15 protein-coding genes are annotated in these 15,336 nt (G+C 60.1%); 9 read left to right on the top strand and 6 right to left on the bottom strand.

The features are described 5' to 3' along the window. Positions 1-25 precede the first annotated feature (25 nt). The 3 genes from ftsX to ftsY are packed head-to-tail and all read right to left on the bottom strand — an operon-like array spanning position 26 to position 3,212. Positions 26-1,048, bottom strand: a complete 1,023-nt coding sequence (ftsX, locus tag ACYZTU_RS27390; protein ID WP_461966912.1) for a permease-like cell division protein FtsX — start codon at positions 1,046-1,048, stop codon at positions 26-28. Next, positions 1,045-1,716, bottom strand: coding sequence for a cell division ATP-binding protein FtsE (gene ftsE, locus ACYZTU_RS27395; RefSeq protein ID WP_008152655.1), 672 nt, complete (start codon positions 1,714-1,716; stop codon positions 1,045-1,047). Before ftsE ends, ftsX begins: the two co-directional genes overlap by 4 nt. Next, entirely contained in the window at positions 1,713-3,212 is a 1,500-nt protein-coding gene (gene ftsY, locus ACYZTU_RS27400) for a signal recognition particle-docking protein FtsY (protein WP_461966914.1), read from the bottom strand. The genes ftsE and ftsY overlap by 4 nt, the downstream gene beginning before the upstream one ends. 344 nt (positions 3,213-3,556) lie before the next feature. Between ftsY and ACYZTU_RS27405 the strand changes: the two genes are divergently transcribed. The 4 genes from ACYZTU_RS27405 to ACYZTU_RS27420 all read left to right on the top strand — a co-directional run bounded on the left by ACYZTU_RS27405 (position 3,557) and on the right by ACYZTU_RS27420 (position 8,068). Then, positions 3,557-4,912 carry a M16 family metallopeptidase gene (locus ACYZTU_RS27405; protein ID WP_461966915.1) on the top strand — a complete coding sequence of 452 codons (1,356 nt, stop codon included), beginning with the start codon at positions 3,557-3,559 and terminating at the stop codon, positions 4,910-4,912. Next, positions 4,905-6,395 carry a M16 family metallopeptidase gene (locus tag ACYZTU_RS27410; RefSeq protein WP_461966917.1) on the top strand — a complete coding sequence of 497 codons (1,491 nt, stop codon included), beginning with the start codon at positions 4,905-4,907 and terminating at the stop codon, positions 6,393-6,395. Before ACYZTU_RS27405 ends, ACYZTU_RS27410 begins: the two co-directional genes overlap by 8 nt. After that, positions 6,395-7,006 (top strand): 16S rRNA (guanine(966)-N(2))-methyltransferase RsmD, encoded by a 612-nt coding sequence (gene rsmD, locus ACYZTU_RS27415; RefSeq protein ID WP_282383173.1) that lies wholly within the window; start codon positions 6,395-6,397, stop codon positions 7,004-7,006. Before ACYZTU_RS27410 ends, rsmD begins: the two co-directional genes overlap by 1 nt. 63 nt (positions 7,007-7,069) lie before the next feature. Further along, entirely contained in the window at positions 7,070-8,068 is a 999-nt protein-coding gene (locus ACYZTU_RS27420) for a hydrolase (protein ID WP_461966919.1), read from the top strand. A gap of 40 nt (positions 8,069-8,108) precedes the next feature. Here the strand turns inward: ACYZTU_RS27420 and ACYZTU_RS27425 are convergent, their stop codons facing one another. Next, the gene (locus ACYZTU_RS27425) at positions 8,109-8,963 is read right to left on the bottom strand and encodes a sulfurtransferase (RefSeq protein ID WP_461966921.1); all 855 of its coding nucleotides are present in this window, start codon (positions 8,961-8,963) and stop codon (positions 8,109-8,111) included. 33 nt (positions 8,964-8,996) lie between these two features. Continuing rightward, positions 8,997-9,668 (bottom strand): TetR/AcrR family transcriptional regulator, encoded by a 672-nt coding sequence (locus tag ACYZTU_RS27430; RefSeq protein WP_283189338.1) that lies wholly within the window; start codon positions 9,666-9,668, stop codon positions 8,997-8,999. 146 nt (positions 9,669-9,814) lie between these two features. Between ACYZTU_RS27430 and ACYZTU_RS27435 the strand changes: the two genes are divergently transcribed. The 5 genes from ACYZTU_RS27435 (at position 9,815) to ACYZTU_RS27455 (ending at position 14,452) form a co-directional block, all read left to right on the top strand. Then, positions 9,815-11,245: a coniferyl aldehyde dehydrogenase gene (locus tag ACYZTU_RS27435; protein WP_461966923.1), complete on the top strand. Its 1,431-nt coding sequence runs from the start codon at positions 9,815-9,817 to the stop codon at positions 11,243-11,245. Between the two features lie 28 nt (positions 11,246-11,273). Next, a complete protein-coding gene (locus ACYZTU_RS27440) occupies positions 11,274-11,819 on the top strand; it encodes a twin-arginine translocation pathway signal protein (protein WP_461966925.1) in 546 nt (181 codons plus the stop codon). A 68-nt stretch (positions 11,820-11,887) separates the two neighbouring features. Beyond that, complete coding sequence (locus ACYZTU_RS27445; protein WP_461966927.1) at positions 11,888-13,483, top strand: GMC family oxidoreductase; 1,596 nt, start codon at positions 11,888-11,890, stop codon at positions 13,481-13,483. Positions 13,484-13,598: 115 nt separating this feature from the next. Continuing rightward, positions 13,599-14,078 carry a pantetheine-phosphate adenylyltransferase gene (gene coaD, locus ACYZTU_RS27450; protein ID WP_008150570.1) on the top strand — a complete coding sequence of 160 codons (480 nt, stop codon included), beginning with the start codon at positions 13,599-13,601 and terminating at the stop codon, positions 14,076-14,078. Between the two features lie 122 nt (positions 14,079-14,200). Next, positions 14,201-14,452 (top strand): YfhL family 4Fe-4S dicluster ferredoxin, encoded by a 252-nt coding sequence (locus ACYZTU_RS27455; protein ID WP_449645762.1) that lies wholly within the window; start codon positions 14,201-14,203, stop codon positions 14,450-14,452. A gap of 67 nt (positions 14,453-14,519) precedes the next feature. On the opposite strand, the gene mutM is transcribed toward ACYZTU_RS27455, so the two are convergent. Further along, a complete protein-coding gene (mutM, locus tag ACYZTU_RS27460; protein ID WP_461966929.1) occupies positions 14,520-15,332 on the bottom strand; it encodes a bifunctional DNA-formamidopyrimidine glycosylase/DNA-(apurinic or apyrimidinic site) lyase in 813 nt (270 codons plus the stop codon). Positions 15,333-15,336 lie beyond the last annotated feature (4 nt).

Consider the following 15,336-nt stretch of genomic DNA (forward strand, 5'->3'; position numbering starts at 1 on the left):
AAGGGTCAATACGAGCAAAATGATACTACTTAGGCGCAAGCTCCCTCAGGTGGCGTGCGACTGCAATCCATGCACCGATATACCCCAACAGCACCGCGCCAAGCAAGAGCGACAGACCATCGGCAACTGGCACTCCGGCCAGCGCGAAATCACTGCCGTACAAGCCGGCCAGCCCCACTACCGCATCGTTCAGCCAATCAAGGCCAAACGCCAATACGCCCCAGGAAAAAACCCCCGCACCGAAGCCATAAAGCGCACCCATATATAGAAAGGGCCTACGCACATAGCTGTCAGTGCCGCCGACGAGTTTAATCACTTCTATCTCTGTGCGGCGGTTTTCAATATGAAGACGAATGGTATTGCCTATCACCAAAAGTAATGCAGAAACCAAAAGCACGGTCAGACCGAAGACAAAACGGTCGCCCAGCTTGAGGATCGCTGCCAGACGCTCGACCCAGACTAGATCAAGTTGTGCCTGTTGTACCTTGGGCAACTCGGAAAGTTTTTGTCGTAATGCTTCAAGGGCGGGTTTGTCGACTTCATTCGGCGTCACCAGAACCACGCCCGGCAGCGGGTTCTCCGGCAGTTCCTTAAGCGCCTCGCCCAGACCGGACTGCTGCTGAAACTCTTCCAGCGCTTGATCGCGGCCGACATATTCAGCATCGGCGACGCCGGGCATCCCCTTGATCTGCTCGCGCAGCGACTCACCCTCAGCGGGGCTGGCCTCGATTTGCAGGTACAGGGAAATCTGCGCCGCACGCTGCCAGGAACCGCCGAGGCGCTCGACGTTACTTAGCAAAAGTGACAGGCCCATAGGCAAGCTCAGAGCCACCGCCATCACCATGCAGGTAAAGAAGCTACCGATTGGCTGCTTGCCCAAACGACGCAAGCTATCGATCAGGCTGGCCCGATGACTCTCAACCCAGGCACGAAACAGCGTGGCGAAGTCCGGACCGTCATCATCGTCGCGTTTTTTCTTCTGCGGCTGCGGGTCGGCGGCCTTTGGGGCCACGCGCTCGGAAACCTTGGGGCTGCGTGTCGCACTCATACGCCAGCCTCCCCGTCGCCAATCAATCGGCCCCGCTGCAGGGTCAGCATGCGGTGACGCATACGGGCGATCAGCGCCAGGTCGTGACTGGCAATCAGCACGCTGGTACCCAGACGGTTGATGTCTTCGAACACGCCCATGATTTCTGCCGCCAGCCGCGGATCGAGGTTACCAGTCGGCTCATCTGCCAGCAGCAAGGCCGGGCGGTGCACGATGGCGCGGGCGATGCCGACGCGCTGTTGCTGACCGGTGGACAGGTCGCCGGGGTAAAGATCGGTCTTGTCCGAGAGCGCTACGCGCTCCAGGGCCGAATCCACGCGCTTGGCGATTTCGGCCTTGGACAGTCCAAGGATCTGCAAGGGCAGCGCGATATTGTTGAACACCGTGCGATCGAACAGTAACTGGTGGTTCTGGAACACCACGCCGATCTGCCGCCGCAGGTAAGGAATCTGCGCATTGCTGATGGTGCTCAGGTCTTGACCGGCCAACAGCAATTTGCCGGTGGTTGGACGCTCCATCGCCAGCAGCAGGCGCAACAAGGTGCTTTTACCGGCGCCGGAGTGGCCGGTCACAAACAAAAACTCGCCCCGACGGACTCGAAAGCTCAACTCATGCAAGCCGACGTGACCGTTCGGGTAGCGCTTACCGACCTGCTCGAAACGAATCATGAACGCTCCCGCTCGGCAAACAGTGCCTGGACAAAGGGTTCTGCTTCAAAAGTACGCAAATCATCGATGCCTTCACCGACGCCGATGTATCGAATAGGCAAGCCAAACTGCTTGGCGAGGGCGAAAATCACCCCACCTTTTGCGGTGCCGTCGAGCTTGGTCAGCGCCAGGCCGGTCAGTTCGACGGTCTGGTTGAATTGCTTGGCCTGACTGATCGCGTTCTGCCCCGTACCGGCATCGAGCACCAACAGCACCTCGTGAGGCGCGTCGGCGTCAAGCTTGCTGATCACCCGGCGAACCTTCTTCAGCTCTTCCATCAAATTGTCTTTGGTGTGCAGACGACCGGCGGTGTCGGCGATCAGCACGTCGATGCCACGGGCCTTGGCCGCTTGCACGGCGTCGAAGATAACCGAAGCCGAGTCAGCGCCGGTGTGCTGGGCGATGACCGGGATCTTGTTGCGTTCGCCCCAGACCTGCAATTGCTCGACGGCGGCGGCGCGGAAGGTATCGCCGGCCGCGAGCATGACTTTCTTGCCTTCAAGTTGGAGCTTTTTCGCCAGTTTGCCGATGGTGGTGGTCTTGCCGGCGCCGTTGACGCCGACGACCAGAATCACGAACGGCTTGCTCTGCGAAGTGATTTTCAGCGGTTGCTCGACCGGCTTGAGCATCGCCGCCAGTTCCGCTTGCAGGGATTTGTACAGCGCATCGGCATCGGCCAGTTCTTTACGGGCAACTTTCTGGGTCAGATGCTGAATGATCACCGACGTCGCCTCGACGCCAACGTCGGCGGTCAGCAGGCGGGTTTCGATGTCTTCGAGCAACTCGTCATCGATGATCTTCCTGCCCAGAAACAGGCTGGCCATGCCTTCGCCGATGCTGGCGCTGGTCTTGGACAAGCCTTGTTTCAGGCGGGCGAAGAAACCGGCTTTGGTTTCTTCGGTACGCGCAGGCTCGGCAGGCGCTTCGACGAGAGCGACAGGTGCGGCGGCAACGGGAGCGACAACCGGTGCGGGTGCTGGAGCAACCGGAGCAACAAATGCAGGAACGACAGGCTCCGGGACCACGAACGCAGGCTCGGCCATGACAACTGGCGCGACAACCGGCTCAACCACTGGCGCCTGAACGGGCTCCGGAGCAAATGCGCTCGGCGCTGGAATCGGCGGCGCAACGTGCGGCACCAGCTCATCTTCGACCAATGCCACCGGCTCTTCCGCCACAGGCAAGGTCAGCCACGGCTCTGCGGTTGGCGCCAGCGGCAGCTCAACCACCAGTTCAGTTTCAGGCTCAGCCTCGACTATCGGTTGCAGCACCGGCTCAGCGATCGGCAAGACAACCGGCGCGGGCTCTTCTTCTATGACCGGCGCAGGCGTTGGCTCAGGAAGTGGCTGTGGCTGTTCGACGACGGGTTCCTGCGGCTTTTTGCGCAGCCATCCGAACAGGCTTTTCTTCTCACCAGCCTCAGCTGGGGCTTTCTTGTCGTCGTTGGAACCAAACATGGAGGACGGCTATCTCACGGTAGCGACGCGCCAAAGGGCGCCTCGGCAAATAAATATTCGATGCAGAACAGACTGCGATTGACCCAGCTTGTTCACGCGCAACATTTTGTCGAGGTGCAAACAGCACCTCAAAGGTTGACTAATACGAAGGACTGGAACGGCATCGTCGGCGAAAACGCAGAGTTTAGCTGACAAACTCAAATCTTTAGCCGTAAACCCAAACAACCTGCTGACCGATCAAAGGCCTGATAGGCGTGGCCGCCAGTAAAACGGACCAGTATCCTAGCACCCTCTCGCCCGCCGACGCTAAGACCAAGCGGGTAGCTCAACAGGTTAAAAAACGAATGAATGCTTTAGCCCGCCGCGCTGCAGGCCTTCTGCTCAGCACAGTTTGTCTGCCCCTCTCGGCCCTGGCTGCCGATCCACAACCCACTCACGAATTCACCCTCGATAACGGCCTGAAGGTCGTTGTGCGCGAAGACCACCGAGCACCGGTGGTGGTTTCCCAAGTCTGGTATAAGGTCGGCTCAAGCTACGAGACCCCGGGGCAGACCGGTTTGTCCCACGCCCTGGAACACATGATGTTCAAGGGCAGCGAGAAAGTCGGCCCCGGCGAAGCCTCGCTGATCCTGCGCGACCTCGGCGCCGAAGAGAACGCGTTCACCAGCGACGACTTCACCGCTTATTACCAGGTGCTGGCCCGTGACCGTCTGGGCGTGGCCTTCGAGCTGGAAGCCGACCGCATGGCCAGCCTGCGTCTGCCGGCCGACGAGTTTGCCCGCGAGATCGAAGTCATTAAAGAAGAACGTCGCCTGCGCACCGACGACAAGCCAATGTCCAAGGCCTACGAACGCTTCAAGGCTATGGCCTACCCGGCCAGCGGTTACCACACGCCGACCATCGGCTGGATGGCTGACCTCGATCGCATGAAAGTCGAGGAGCTGCGCCACTGGTACCAATCCTGGTACGTGCCGAACAACGCCACGCTGGTGGTGGTCGGCGACGTGACTCCGGACGAGGTCAAAACCCTGGCCCAGCGCTACTTCGGCCCGATCGCCAAACGTGATGTGCCACCGGCGAAAATCCCGCTGGAACTGGCCGAACCCGGCGAGCGGCAGATCACCCTGCACGTGAAGACCCAACTGCCAAGCCTGATGCTGGGATTCAACGTGCCAAGCATCGCCACCGCCGAAGACAAACGCTCGGTCAACGCCTTGCGCCTGATCTCGGCCCTGCTCGACGGTGGCTACAGCGGACGCATCCCAACGCAACTGGAGCGCGGCGAAGAGCTGGTGTCCGGCGGTTCGTCGAGCTACGACGCCTATACCCGTGGCGACAGCCTGTTTACCTTGTCGGCAACGCCCAATACCCAGAAAAAGAAAACCATGGCCCAGGCCGAAGCGGGTTTGTGGACGCTGCTTGAACAGCTGAAAACCACCGCGCCGTCCGCTGAAGAGCTGGAACGCGTCCGCGCACAGGTCATCGCAGGCCTGGTCTACGAGCGTGACTCGATCACCAGCCAGGCCACCGCCATTGGCCAATTGGAAACGGTTGGCCTGTCGTGGAAGCTGATGGACACCGAACTCTCCGACCTGGAAAGCGTGACCCCGCAAGACATCCAGAACGCCGCCAAGCTGTATTTCACCCGCGAACGTCTCAGCGTCGCCCATGTATTGCCAGAGGAGACGACTCATGAGTGAGCGTAAAAAACCGCGCTTGGCCCTGATTGGCCTGATCGCTGTCGCAGTGATCGGGTCTGCAGCTTTTTACTTCTCGAAGACCGACGAATCCAAGGCCAGCGAAGCCCTCGACAAGGCCAAGGCCAGCCAGAAGCTGCAATCGCTGGCAGAACTCGACGGCAAGGCACCAAGCCACCGCACCCTGGACGTGCAGACCTGGAAAACCGCCGAAGGCGCCAAGGTGCTGTTCGTTGAAGCCCGGGAGCTGCCGATGTTCGACATGCGCCTGATCTTCGCCGCCGGCAGCAGCCAGGACGGCAACGCACCCGGTCTCTCCGTGCTGACCAATGCCATGCTCAACGAAGGTGTAGCCGGCAAAGATGTTGGTGCCATCGCTCAGGGCTTCGAAGGCCTGGGCGCAGACTTTGGCAACGGCGCGTTTAAAGACATGGCACTGGCTTCCCTGCGCAGCCTCAGCGCCGCGGACAAACGCGAACCGGCCCTGAAGTTGTTCTCTGAAGTCGTCGGCAAACCGACCTTCCCTGCCGATTCCTTTGCGCGCATCAAGAACCAGATGCTCGCCGGTTTCGAATACCAGAAGCAGAACCCGGGCAAACTGGCGAGCCTGGAGCTGATGAACCGTCTGTACGGCGATCACCCGTACGCGCATTCCAGCGATGGCACGGCGAAAACCGTTCCGGCAATAACCGTGGCGCAACTGCGCGCGTTTCATGAGAAGGCCTATGCGGCGGGCAACGTGGTGATTGCGCTGGTGGGCGACCTGTCTCGCGCCGAGGCCGAAGCGATTGCTGCACAAGTCTCCAGCACGCTGCCAAAAGGTCCTGAGCTGGCGAAAATCGCGCAACCGGAGGAACCGAAAGCCAGCATCGGCCACATCGAGTTCCCATCCAAGCAGACCAACCTGATGCTCGCGCAACTGGGTATCGATCGTGACGACCCGGACTACGCGGCACTGTCCATGGGCAACCAGATACTCGGCGGCGGTGGCTTTGGCACCCGGCTGATGAGCGAAGTGCGCGAGAAGCGTGGCCTGGCTTACGGCGTGTATTCGGGTTTCAGCCCGATGCAGGCGCGCGGCCCGTTCATGATCAACCTGCAAACTCGCGCCGAGATGAGCGAAGGCACGCTGAAACTGGTGCAAGACGTGCTCGCCGACTACCTGAAAACCGGCCCGACCGTGAAAGAGCTCGATGACGCCAAGCGTGAATTGGCCGGCAGCTTCCCGCTGTCCACTGCCAGCAACGCCGATATCGTTGGTCAGCTCGGCGCCATGGGTTTCTACAATCTGCCGCTGAATTATCTGGATGACTTTATGCGTGAGTCCCAGAGCCTGACGGTCGAACAGGTCAAAACCGCACTGAACAAACACTTGAGCACGGACAAAATGGTCATCGTCAGCGCTGGCCCGACCGTGCCGCAAAAGCCGTTACCGGCCCCAACTGATAAACCTGCCGAGCAACCGCTCGGGGTTCCGGAGCATTAATGGCCACTCGTCCTAAAAAACCCGTTCACAACGTGCACAACGGTGTGAACCAACTGCGCATCATCGGCGGTGAATGGGGCAGCCGAAAGCTGAGCTTCCCTGATGCACCAGGCTTGCGCCCGACCCCGGACCGGGTGCGTGAAACCCTGTTCAACTGGCTCGCGCCGTACGTTGCCGGGGCCAAAGTGTTTGATCCGTTCGCCGGCAGCGGCGCGTTGTTCCTCGAGGCGTTGTCCCGTGGCGCGGCCATGGGTCAGGCGCTGGACGCTAGCAACATCGCAGTCGCCAGCATCAAGGAGCATCTGGGCACGCTGCGCTGCACCACCGGCCAGATTCAGACCGCCGATGCTTTGCGCTACCTGGAAACCCAGACAGCGACCGCGTACGACGTAGTGTTCCTCGACCCGCCGTTCAACCAGAACCTGTTGCCGACCGTCTGCACGCTGCTTGAAGAGCGTCAATGGCTGGCCAACGAGGCCTGGATCTACACTGAAAGCGAGAACGCACCCTCGATACTCGGCCTGCCAGGCAACTGGCGCCTGCACCGGGAGCAGAAATCCGGGCGGGTTTACTACGCGTTGTGGCAACGTATGGCAGAGATCGCCGGTTAATCGACCGGCCTGAAAAAGGTGCGCGCCTCGAGCGAGGCTCGCACCGCTGCATCGAGAATAAACGTGTCCCATCCTCCAGAACGCTTCACCCCCGCCTTCGGCCTCGGCAATCCGCACTTGCAAACCTTGTGGGGACCGCTGTGGCGCAAAACCACGCATATCGAGCGCCAACGCGAACGCCTGTGGCTTGAGGACGGTGACTTTCTCGATCTCGACTGGCACGGCCCGCACAGCGCCGATGCGCCACTGGTGCTGGTGTTGCACGGCCTGACCGGCTCTTCAAATTCGCCTTACGTGGCCGGGGTGCAGAAAGCATTGGGTGCCCAAGGCTGGGCCAGCGTCGCGCTGAACTGGCGCGGCTGCTCAGGCGAGCCGAATCTGTTGCCGCGCAGCTACCACTCCGGCGCCAGCGAAGACCTGGCCGAAACCATCAAACACCTGCGGGCCAAACGCCCTCTGGCGCCACTGTATGCGATCGGCTATTCCCTGGGCGGCAATGTCTTGCTCAAGCACTTGGGCGAATCCGGCAGTGACAGCGGCGTGGTCGGTGCGGTGGCGGTGTCGGTGCCGTTTCGTCTCGATCAATGCGCCGACCGGATCGGCCAGGGTTTCTCCAAGGTCTATCAGGCGCATTTCATGCGCGAGATGCTGGCCTACATCAAGAACAAGCAGCGACAGTTCCAGCATGACGGGCGCGAGGATGGACTGGCGACATTGGCTGCGCTGGGCTCGCTAGAGAACATGCGCACGTTCTGGGATTTCGATGGCCGGGTCACGGCGCCGCTGAATGGTTTTGCCGATGCCGAGGATTACTATCGCCGCGCCTCGAGTCGTTATTTCCTAGGCGAGATTCGTACGCCAACCCTGATCATTCAAGCGGCCGATGACCCGTTTGTCTTTCCTCATAGCCTGCCGCAAGCCGAGGAATTGTCCGCCTGCACTCAATTCGAACTACAGCCCAAGGGTGGGCATGTCGGCTTCGTCGATGGCTCGTTCAGGCAACCGGGTTACTACCTGGAACGACGCATCCCGCAGTGGCTGACCGCCGCAGGTCGCGAGTAATGGGTTGCGAGCAAGCCCGCTTCCACATTTAGATGGGGGATTACTCGCCGATGGCGATGCCATGCGCGGGATCATTGATCCACTCGCTCCATGAACCGGCATACAAAGATCCCAACGGATACCCGGCCAGACACAACGCAAACAGGTTGTGACACGCCGTCACGCCAGAACCGCAGTACGCGACCAGATCGGTCGGCGAACGATGACCGAGTTTCGCTGCAAAACGCTGCTTGAGCTGATCCGCCGGCAGAAAACGCCCGTCGCTGCCCAGGTTGTCAGTGAACGCCGCACATTGCGCGCCGGGGATGTGCCCGGCAATCGGATCGATCGGCTCGACTTCGCCTTTGAAGCGCGGCAAGGCGCGAGCATCGAGCAAGGTCAGCGCGGGCTGGCCGAGACGTTGCTGGAGCTGTTCGGCGCTCAAGATCAGCGCATTGTCCGGCGTTCCAGTGAAGGTGCCACGTTCAATCTCCGGCGCATCAAGACTCAGGGGCAAACCGGCCGCGTGCCAGGCCTTGAGCCCGCCATCGAGAATGAACACGCCGTCACGTTTACCCAGCCAGGCCAGCAACCACCAGGCCCGCGCCGCGTAGGCACCGGGACCGTCGTCGTACAAAATCACATCGCTGTCGGCGTTGATGCCCCAGGCTTGCAGACGTTCGATCACGTCTTCAGGTTCTGGCAACGGATGGCGCCCGGTCACACCCTTGACCACGGTCCCGCTCAAATCACGCTCAAGATCGGTAAAGCGCGACCCGGCGATATGCCCTTCGGCATAACTGCGCTGACCGTAATCCGGGTCTTCGAGGGCAAAACGACAATCCAGAATCACCAACCCCGGCTGATCCTTTTTCAGGTCCAACGCTTGTGGGCTGATCAGTTGCGCAATGGGCATAACGGACTCCTGTGATTTTGGCGATGTTTGATCCTACTTCACTTCTTCCAACGCTTGGGCCAGCGGCACGTAAAACTCATCGAACAGCGCATTCACCGCGGCGCGAGACTGATCCGTGACAAACCCCGCCTCAAGCACCAGCACCTGATACACGCCTCGTTTAATCGCCTGTTCGCTCAGGTGATTGGAGTTTTCACGCGTGGTGCACAGAAAACGCACCCAGGACGTCAGGATGATCCAGGCATTGAGCGTCAGGGATTCAATCTGAACCTTGTCCATTTGCAGGATGCCGGCCTCGACGAAGCCCGCGTAGATGTGCGTGCCATGGATCAGACAGCGTTGGGAAAAACGCCGATATCGGGCAGCCAGCTCCGGATCGCTGTCGAGCAGATGCTCCAGATCGCGGTGCAAAAACCGGTAGCGCCACATGGCGGCCAGCAACTCCTGAAGGTAGACGCGCTTGTCGTCAACCGTGGCGGCGCGACCCTGGGGCGGGCGCAGGAAGCTGTCCACCAGGCTTTCGTACTCACTGAACAGCACGGCGATGATCGCCTGCTTGTTGGGGAAGTGGTAGTACAGGTTCCCCGGGGAAATTTCCATGTGGGCAGCAATGTGGTTGGTGCTGATGCTTCGCTCACCCTGCTGATTGAACAGCTCCAGGCTGTTCTGCACGATGCGCTCGCTGGTTTTGATCCGAGGTGCCATAGCTTGGGCTTTAATTCAGAGTGCGTTGACGGGCATCTTACGACCTAACGGGGAGTGGATAAAACAACGCTGCACCAGGATGTCATTTGACTTTCTAGAGCATGGACTCTAAAAAGTCCCTTATTACAATAAAACCGGAGCCGACCATGACTGCTGACATCGCCTACCTGCAGAACCTCCAGCAGCCTCTGGAAGAGCTCCAGACCCTGTTCGACGCCCAACGCACGGCGTATGCAGCCAACCCGATGCCGCCCGCTGCCCAGCGCCAGCAATGGCTAAAAGCCCTGCGAGATCTGTTGAGCAATGAGCGTCAGGTACTGATCGATGCCATCAGCCAGGATTTCAGTCATCGCAGCGCCGATGAAACCCTGCTCGCCGAACTGATGCCCAGCCTGCATGGCATTCACTACGCCAACCAGCACCTCAAAGGCTGGATGAAGGCGTCGAAGCGCAAGGTCGGGATTGCTTTTCAACCCGCGGCAGCCAAAGTCGTTTATCAACCTTTGGGTGTGGTCGGGGTGATCGTGCCGTGGAACTATCCACTGTATCTGGCCATTGGGCCATTGGTAGGCGCGTTGTCGGCAGGCAATCGGGTGATGCTCAAACTCAGTGAGTCGACCCCGGTCTTCGGTTTGTTGCTCAAAGAATTGCTGGGCCGAATCTTCCCGCAAGACCTGGTCTGCGTGGTGCTGGGCGAAGCCGATATCGGTGTAGCGTTCTCAAAACTGCGCTTCGATCACCTGCTGTTCACCGGCGCCACCAGCGTTGGCAAACACGTAATGCGTGCGGCGGCCGAGAACCTGACTCCTGTGACCCTCGAACTCGGCGGCAAATCCCCGGCCATCGTGTCTCGCGACGTGCCGCTCAAGGACGCTGCCGAACGCATCGCCTTCGGCAAGACGCTCAACGCCGGGCAGACCTGCGTGGCCCCGGACTATGTCCTGGTGCCGGAAGATCGCGTCGGTGCGTTCATCGAGGCCTATCGTCAGGCGGTTCGCGGTTTTTATCCGACCCTGACCGACAACCCGGACTACACAGCGATCATCAATGACCGACAATTGGCGCGCCTCAACGGCTACATCAGCGACGCCACCAGCAAGGGGGCGCTGCTGATTCCTCTGTTCGACCAGGGACAGGGGCGCCGCATGAGCCACAGCCTGCTGCTCAATGTCAGCAACGACATGATGGTGATGCAGGACGAAATATTCGGCCCGCTGTTGCCGATCGTTCCGTACAAGGACCTGGATCAAGCCTTTGCCTACATCAACCAACGACCTCGTCCGCTGGCCCTGTATTACTTCGGCTACGACAAGCGTGAGCAAAACCGCGTACTTCACGAAACCCATTCCGGCGGCGTGTGCCTGAACGACACCCTGCTGCACGTCGCTCAGGACGACATGCCATTCGGCGGTATCGGCGCCTCGGGCATGGGCCACTACCACGGCCACGAAGGTTTCCTGACCTTCAGCAAAGCCAAAGGTGTGCTGATCAAACAGCGGTTCAATGCGGCGAAATTGATCTACCCGCCGTACGGCAAATCCATTCAGAAGCTGATTCAGAAGCTATTTATCCGCTAACGATCGCCACCACCGGGTAATAACAATAATGAGCCCAAGTCTGTCCGATACACCCGCGCTGTCACGGCGCGGCTTGCTTAAATTCAGCCTGGGTGCCAGCGCCTTTCTCGCCACCGCCGGTTTGGGAGCGAGCCTCAGCGGCTGCTCGTCGAGCATTCCGGCCAGTGGTTTCGCGATTCTGCGCAGCGGTGACTTGCTGTTTCTGCGGGCACTGATTCCGGTGATGCTCGACGGCGCCGTGGCCGTCGAGAAAATGCCGACGGCCGTCGATGGCACCCTGCACTGTCTGGATTACAGTCTGAATCACCTGTCGCCGGAAATGCTCAAGCTGACCCAGCAGTTATTCGATGTACTGGGAATGGCCGTGACTCGAGGACCACTGACTGGGATCTGGGGCAGCTGGGAAAACGCCAGTGCTGACGAGATTCGGCACTTTCTGGATCGCTGGGAAAACAGCGCGTTAAGTTTGCTGCGCATGGGCCACAGCTCGCTGCAGCAGCTGGTGATGATGGCGTGGTACAGCCGGGCGGAGTCGTGGGCGCATTGCGGGTATCCCGGACCGCCTACGGTATAAGACCGAGTTGACCCTATCGCGAGCAAGCTCGGCTCCCACAGAATCAAAAATAAGAAGAGAACCTGAACATGCCCGTACCCGATCCGTTCCGCGAAGGCCTGGCCCGTGGCTGGAAAACCTATAACGGTTCGCAACTGACCCAGGACCTGACCCTCGAAGCGGACGTGGTGATTATCGGCAGCGGCGCTGGCGGCGGGACCACCGCCGAAATTCTTAGCGCCGCGGGCTACAAGGTGTTGCTAATCGAGGAAGGGCCACTCAAGACCAGCAGCGACTTCAAGCTGCTCGAAGACCTGGCCTACACCAGCCTCTACCAGGAAGGCATCGGCCGCATGAGCAAGGACGGCGCGATCACCATCCTCCAGGGTCGGGCGGTGGGCGGCACCACGCTGATCAACTGGACCTCAAGCTTTCGCACGCCGGACCCGACCCTCGACCACTGGGCCAAAGAACACGACGTCAAAGGCCACACGCCGGCCGAGATGGCGCCGTGGTTCGAGAAGATGGAACAACGCCTGGGCGTCGCTCCCTGGATGATCCCACCCAACGCCAACAACGACGTGATCCGCAAAGGCTGCGAAAAACTTGGTTACGCCTGGCATGTGATCCCGCGCAACGTGCGTGGCTGCTGGAACCTCGGCTACTGCGGCATGGGTTGCCCGACCAACGCCAAGCAATCGATGCTGGTGACGACTATCCCGGCGACCCTGGAAAAAGGCGGTGAGCTGCTTTATCTGGCTCGCGCCGAAAAGCTCTTGATCAGCGGCGACAAGGTCATGGGCCTGCAATGCGTAGCGATGGATGACCGTTGCGTCGCTCCCATGGGCAAGACAATCACGGTCAAGGCCCGGCATTACGTGCTGGCTGGCGGCGGGATCAACAGCCCGGCGCTGCTCATGCGCTCCGAGGCGCCCGATCCGCACAAACGGCTGGGGAAAAGGACTTTTCTACACCTGGTGAACATGTCGGCCGGGCTGTTCGACGAGGTGATCAACCCGTTCTATGGCGCGCCACAGTCGATCTATTCCGACCATTTCCAATGGCAGGACGGCACCACCGGAAAAATGTCTTACAAACTGGAAGTGCCGCCGCTGCACCCGGCGCTGGCGACCACGCTGCTCGGTGGCTTCGGTAAGGAAAACGCCCGGCACATGGAAAACCTGCCCCATACCCACGCTATGTTGGCGTTGCTGCGGGACGGTTTCCACCCGGACAGCCCGGGCGGTAGCGTCGAGTTGCGCGGTGACGGCACGCCGGTGCTCGACTATCAGGTTTCTCCCTATGCCTGGGACGGGTTGCGCCGGGCGTTCCACAGCATGGCCGAGATCCAGTTCGCTGGTGGTGCCAAGGCGGTGATGCCCATGCACGCCGACGCTCGTTACGTAAAAAACCTGGCCGAAGCGCGCACGCTGATCGACGGTCTGAGCCTTGAGCTGTATCGCACACGCCTTGGCAGTGCCCATGTGATGGGCGGTTGTGCCATGGGTGAAGATCCGAAAAACGCCGTGACCGACAGCCTCGGCCGCCATCATCAGATAAGCAACTTGTCGATTCATGACGGCTCGCTGTTCCCCACCAGCATTGGCGCCAATCCGCAATTGTCGGTCTACGGGCTGACGGCGCAGCTGGCGACTTCTTTGGCCGAACGTTTGAAAAACCCATGAAAATGGAGAATATTCCAATCGTCTATAGTGCTTTCTTACCCAAAAGGCGACTTGGCCGACCGGGAAGGCTGCGATACCATCCGACTCCCCAACGGACTCCCGCCAGGACGACGCGATGAACCGAGTGTTGTACCCAGGTACCTTCGACCCTATTACCAAGGGCCATGGCGATCTGGTCGAACGCGCCGCGCGCCTGTTCGATCATGTGATCATCGCTGTCGCCGCCAGCCCGAAGAAAAACCCGTTGTTTCCCCTGGAACAGCGTGTGGCGCTGGCCCGCGAGGTCACTAAACATCTGCCCAACGTTGAAGTCGTCGGCTTTTCCACGTTGCTGGCGCACTTCGCCAAAGAGAAGAACGCCAACGTGTTCCTGCGTGGTTTGCGTGCGGTGTCGGACTTCGAATACGAATTCCAGCTGGCCAACATGAACCGTCAGCTGGCGCCGGATGTGGAAAGTCTGTTTCTTACCCCGTCCGAGCGTTATTCGTACATTTCCTCGACGCTGGTTCGTGAAATCGCAGCCCTGGGCGGCGATATCACCAAGTTCGTCCACCCTGCGGTGGCGGATGCCCTGAACGAACGCTTTAAAAAGTAGGAGCTGCCGCAGGCTGCGATCTTTTCCCTTGATCGCGCCCGCGTGCACTGCGGGCGCCAATGCGGCACAATTGTGCGCATTGGTTTATTGCGCCCGGGCCTTCCGCCTTGGCTGGAGTTAGCATGTCCCTGATCATCACCGACGATTGCATCAACTGCGACGTCTGCGAACCCGAGTGCCCGAACGCCGCCATTTCTCAAGGCGAAGAGATCTACGTGATCGACCCGAACCTGTGCACTCAGTGTGTGGGTCACTACGACGAACCTCAGTGCCAACAAGTTTGCCCGGTGGATTGCATCCCGCTGGACGAGGCGCATCCAGAGACTGAAGAGCAGTTGATGGCGAAGTATCTGGTGATTACCGGTAAGGCTTGATTCATTTGGCGCCCGTGAGGGCGTCTTAGGCTAGGCAGCGAGCACTGACTATAGACCGTATAAGGTATCAGCTCTGACAGCGCGGGCAAAAGACGCTGGCGCGCTGCCCAAGCTTCACGTCCCGCAGCTCCGTCCCGCAGACCTTGCACGGCTCACTGCCGCGGCCATACACGAACAGCTCCTGCTGGAAATAACCCGGCTGACCATCACCGCCGATAAAGTCGCGCAGCGTGGTGCCGCCGCGTTCAATAGCGGCAGACAGGATGCGTTTGATCTCGATCGCCAATTTCAGATAACGCGCCCGAGAGATGCTCTTCGCCTCACGACGCGGGTCGATACCTGCCGCGAACAACGCTTCGGTTGCGTAGATATTACCCACGCCGACCACCACCGCATTGTCCATGATGAACGGTTTAACCGCCATGGATCGACCGCGGGACTGCTGGAACAAGCGCTCACCGTCGAACAGGTCGGTCAACGGCTCCGGCCCCAGGCGAATCAACAATTCGTGGTTCAGCGGGTCGAGGCTCCAGAGCATCGCACCAAACCGTCGCGGGTCGGTGTAACGCAAGGCCAGGCCGGATTCCAGCTCGATGTCCACATGCTCATGCTTGGCCACTGGCGTGCCGACTTCCACCAGACGCAGATTTCCCGACATGCCTAAATGGCTGATCAGCGTGCCGACTTCGGCATTGATCAGCAGATACTTCGCGCGTCTTTCCACCAGCACGATGCGCTGGCCAGACAGCCGCACATCGAGGTCTTCGGGAATCGGCCAGCGCAAGCGGCGGTCACGCACGATCACCCGGCTGACGCGCTGGCCTTCAAGGTGCGGCGCAATTCCGCGGCGAGTGGTTTCGACTTCAGGCAGTTCCGGCATGGTG

The sequence above is a fragment of the Pseudomonas sp. HLT2-19-2 genome, from assembly GCF_054898005.1.

Bases quoted from the DNA above. Each gene is read 5' to 3' on its own strand.
- ftsX (WP_461966912.1), bottom strand. From the start codon at position 1,048: ATGAGTGCGACACGCAGCCCCAAGGTTTCCGAGCGCGTGGCCCCAAAG.
- ftsE (WP_008152655.1), bottom strand. From the start codon at position 1,716: ATGATTCGTTTCGAGCAGGTCGGTAAGCGCTACCCGAACGGTCACGTC.
- ftsY (WP_461966914.1), bottom strand. From the start codon at position 3,212: ATGTTTGGTTCCAACGACGACAAGAAAGCCCCAGCTGAGGCTGGTGAG.
- ACYZTU_RS27405 (WP_461966915.1), top strand. From the start codon at position 3,557: ATGAATGCTTTAGCCCGCCGCGCTGCAGGCCTTCTGCTCAGCACAGTT.
- ACYZTU_RS27410 (WP_461966917.1), top strand. From the start codon at position 4,905: ATGAGTGAGCGTAAAAAACCGCGCTTGGCCCTGATTGGCCTGATCGCT.
- rsmD (WP_282383173.1), top strand. From the start codon at position 6,395: ATGGCCACTCGTCCTAAAAAACCCGTTCACAACGTGCACAACGGTGTG.
- ACYZTU_RS27425 (WP_461966921.1), bottom strand. From the start codon at position 8,963: ATGCCCATTGCGCAACTGATCAGCCCACAAGCGTTGGACCTGAAAAAG.
- ACYZTU_RS27430 (WP_283189338.1), bottom strand. From the start codon at position 9,668: ATGGCACCTCGGATCAAAACCAGCGAGCGCATCGTGCAGAACAGCCTG.
- ACYZTU_RS27435 (WP_461966923.1), top strand. From the start codon at position 9,815: ATGACTGCTGACATCGCCTACCTGCAGAACCTCCAGCAGCCTCTGGAA.
- ACYZTU_RS27440 (WP_461966925.1), top strand. From the start codon at position 11,274: ATGAGCCCAAGTCTGTCCGATACACCCGCGCTGTCACGGCGCGGCTTG.
- ACYZTU_RS27445 (WP_461966927.1), top strand. From the start codon at position 11,888: ATGCCCGTACCCGATCCGTTCCGCGAAGGCCTGGCCCGTGGCTGGAAA.
- coaD (WP_008150570.1), top strand. From the start codon at position 13,599: ATGAACCGAGTGTTGTACCCAGGTACCTTCGACCCTATTACCAAGGGC.
- ACYZTU_RS27455 (WP_449645762.1), top strand. From the start codon at position 14,201: ATGTCCCTGATCATCACCGACGATTGCATCAACTGCGACGTCTGCGAA.
- mutM (WP_461966929.1), bottom strand. From the start codon at position 15,332: ATGCCGGAACTGCCTGAAGTCGAAACCACTCGCCGCGGAATTGCGCCG.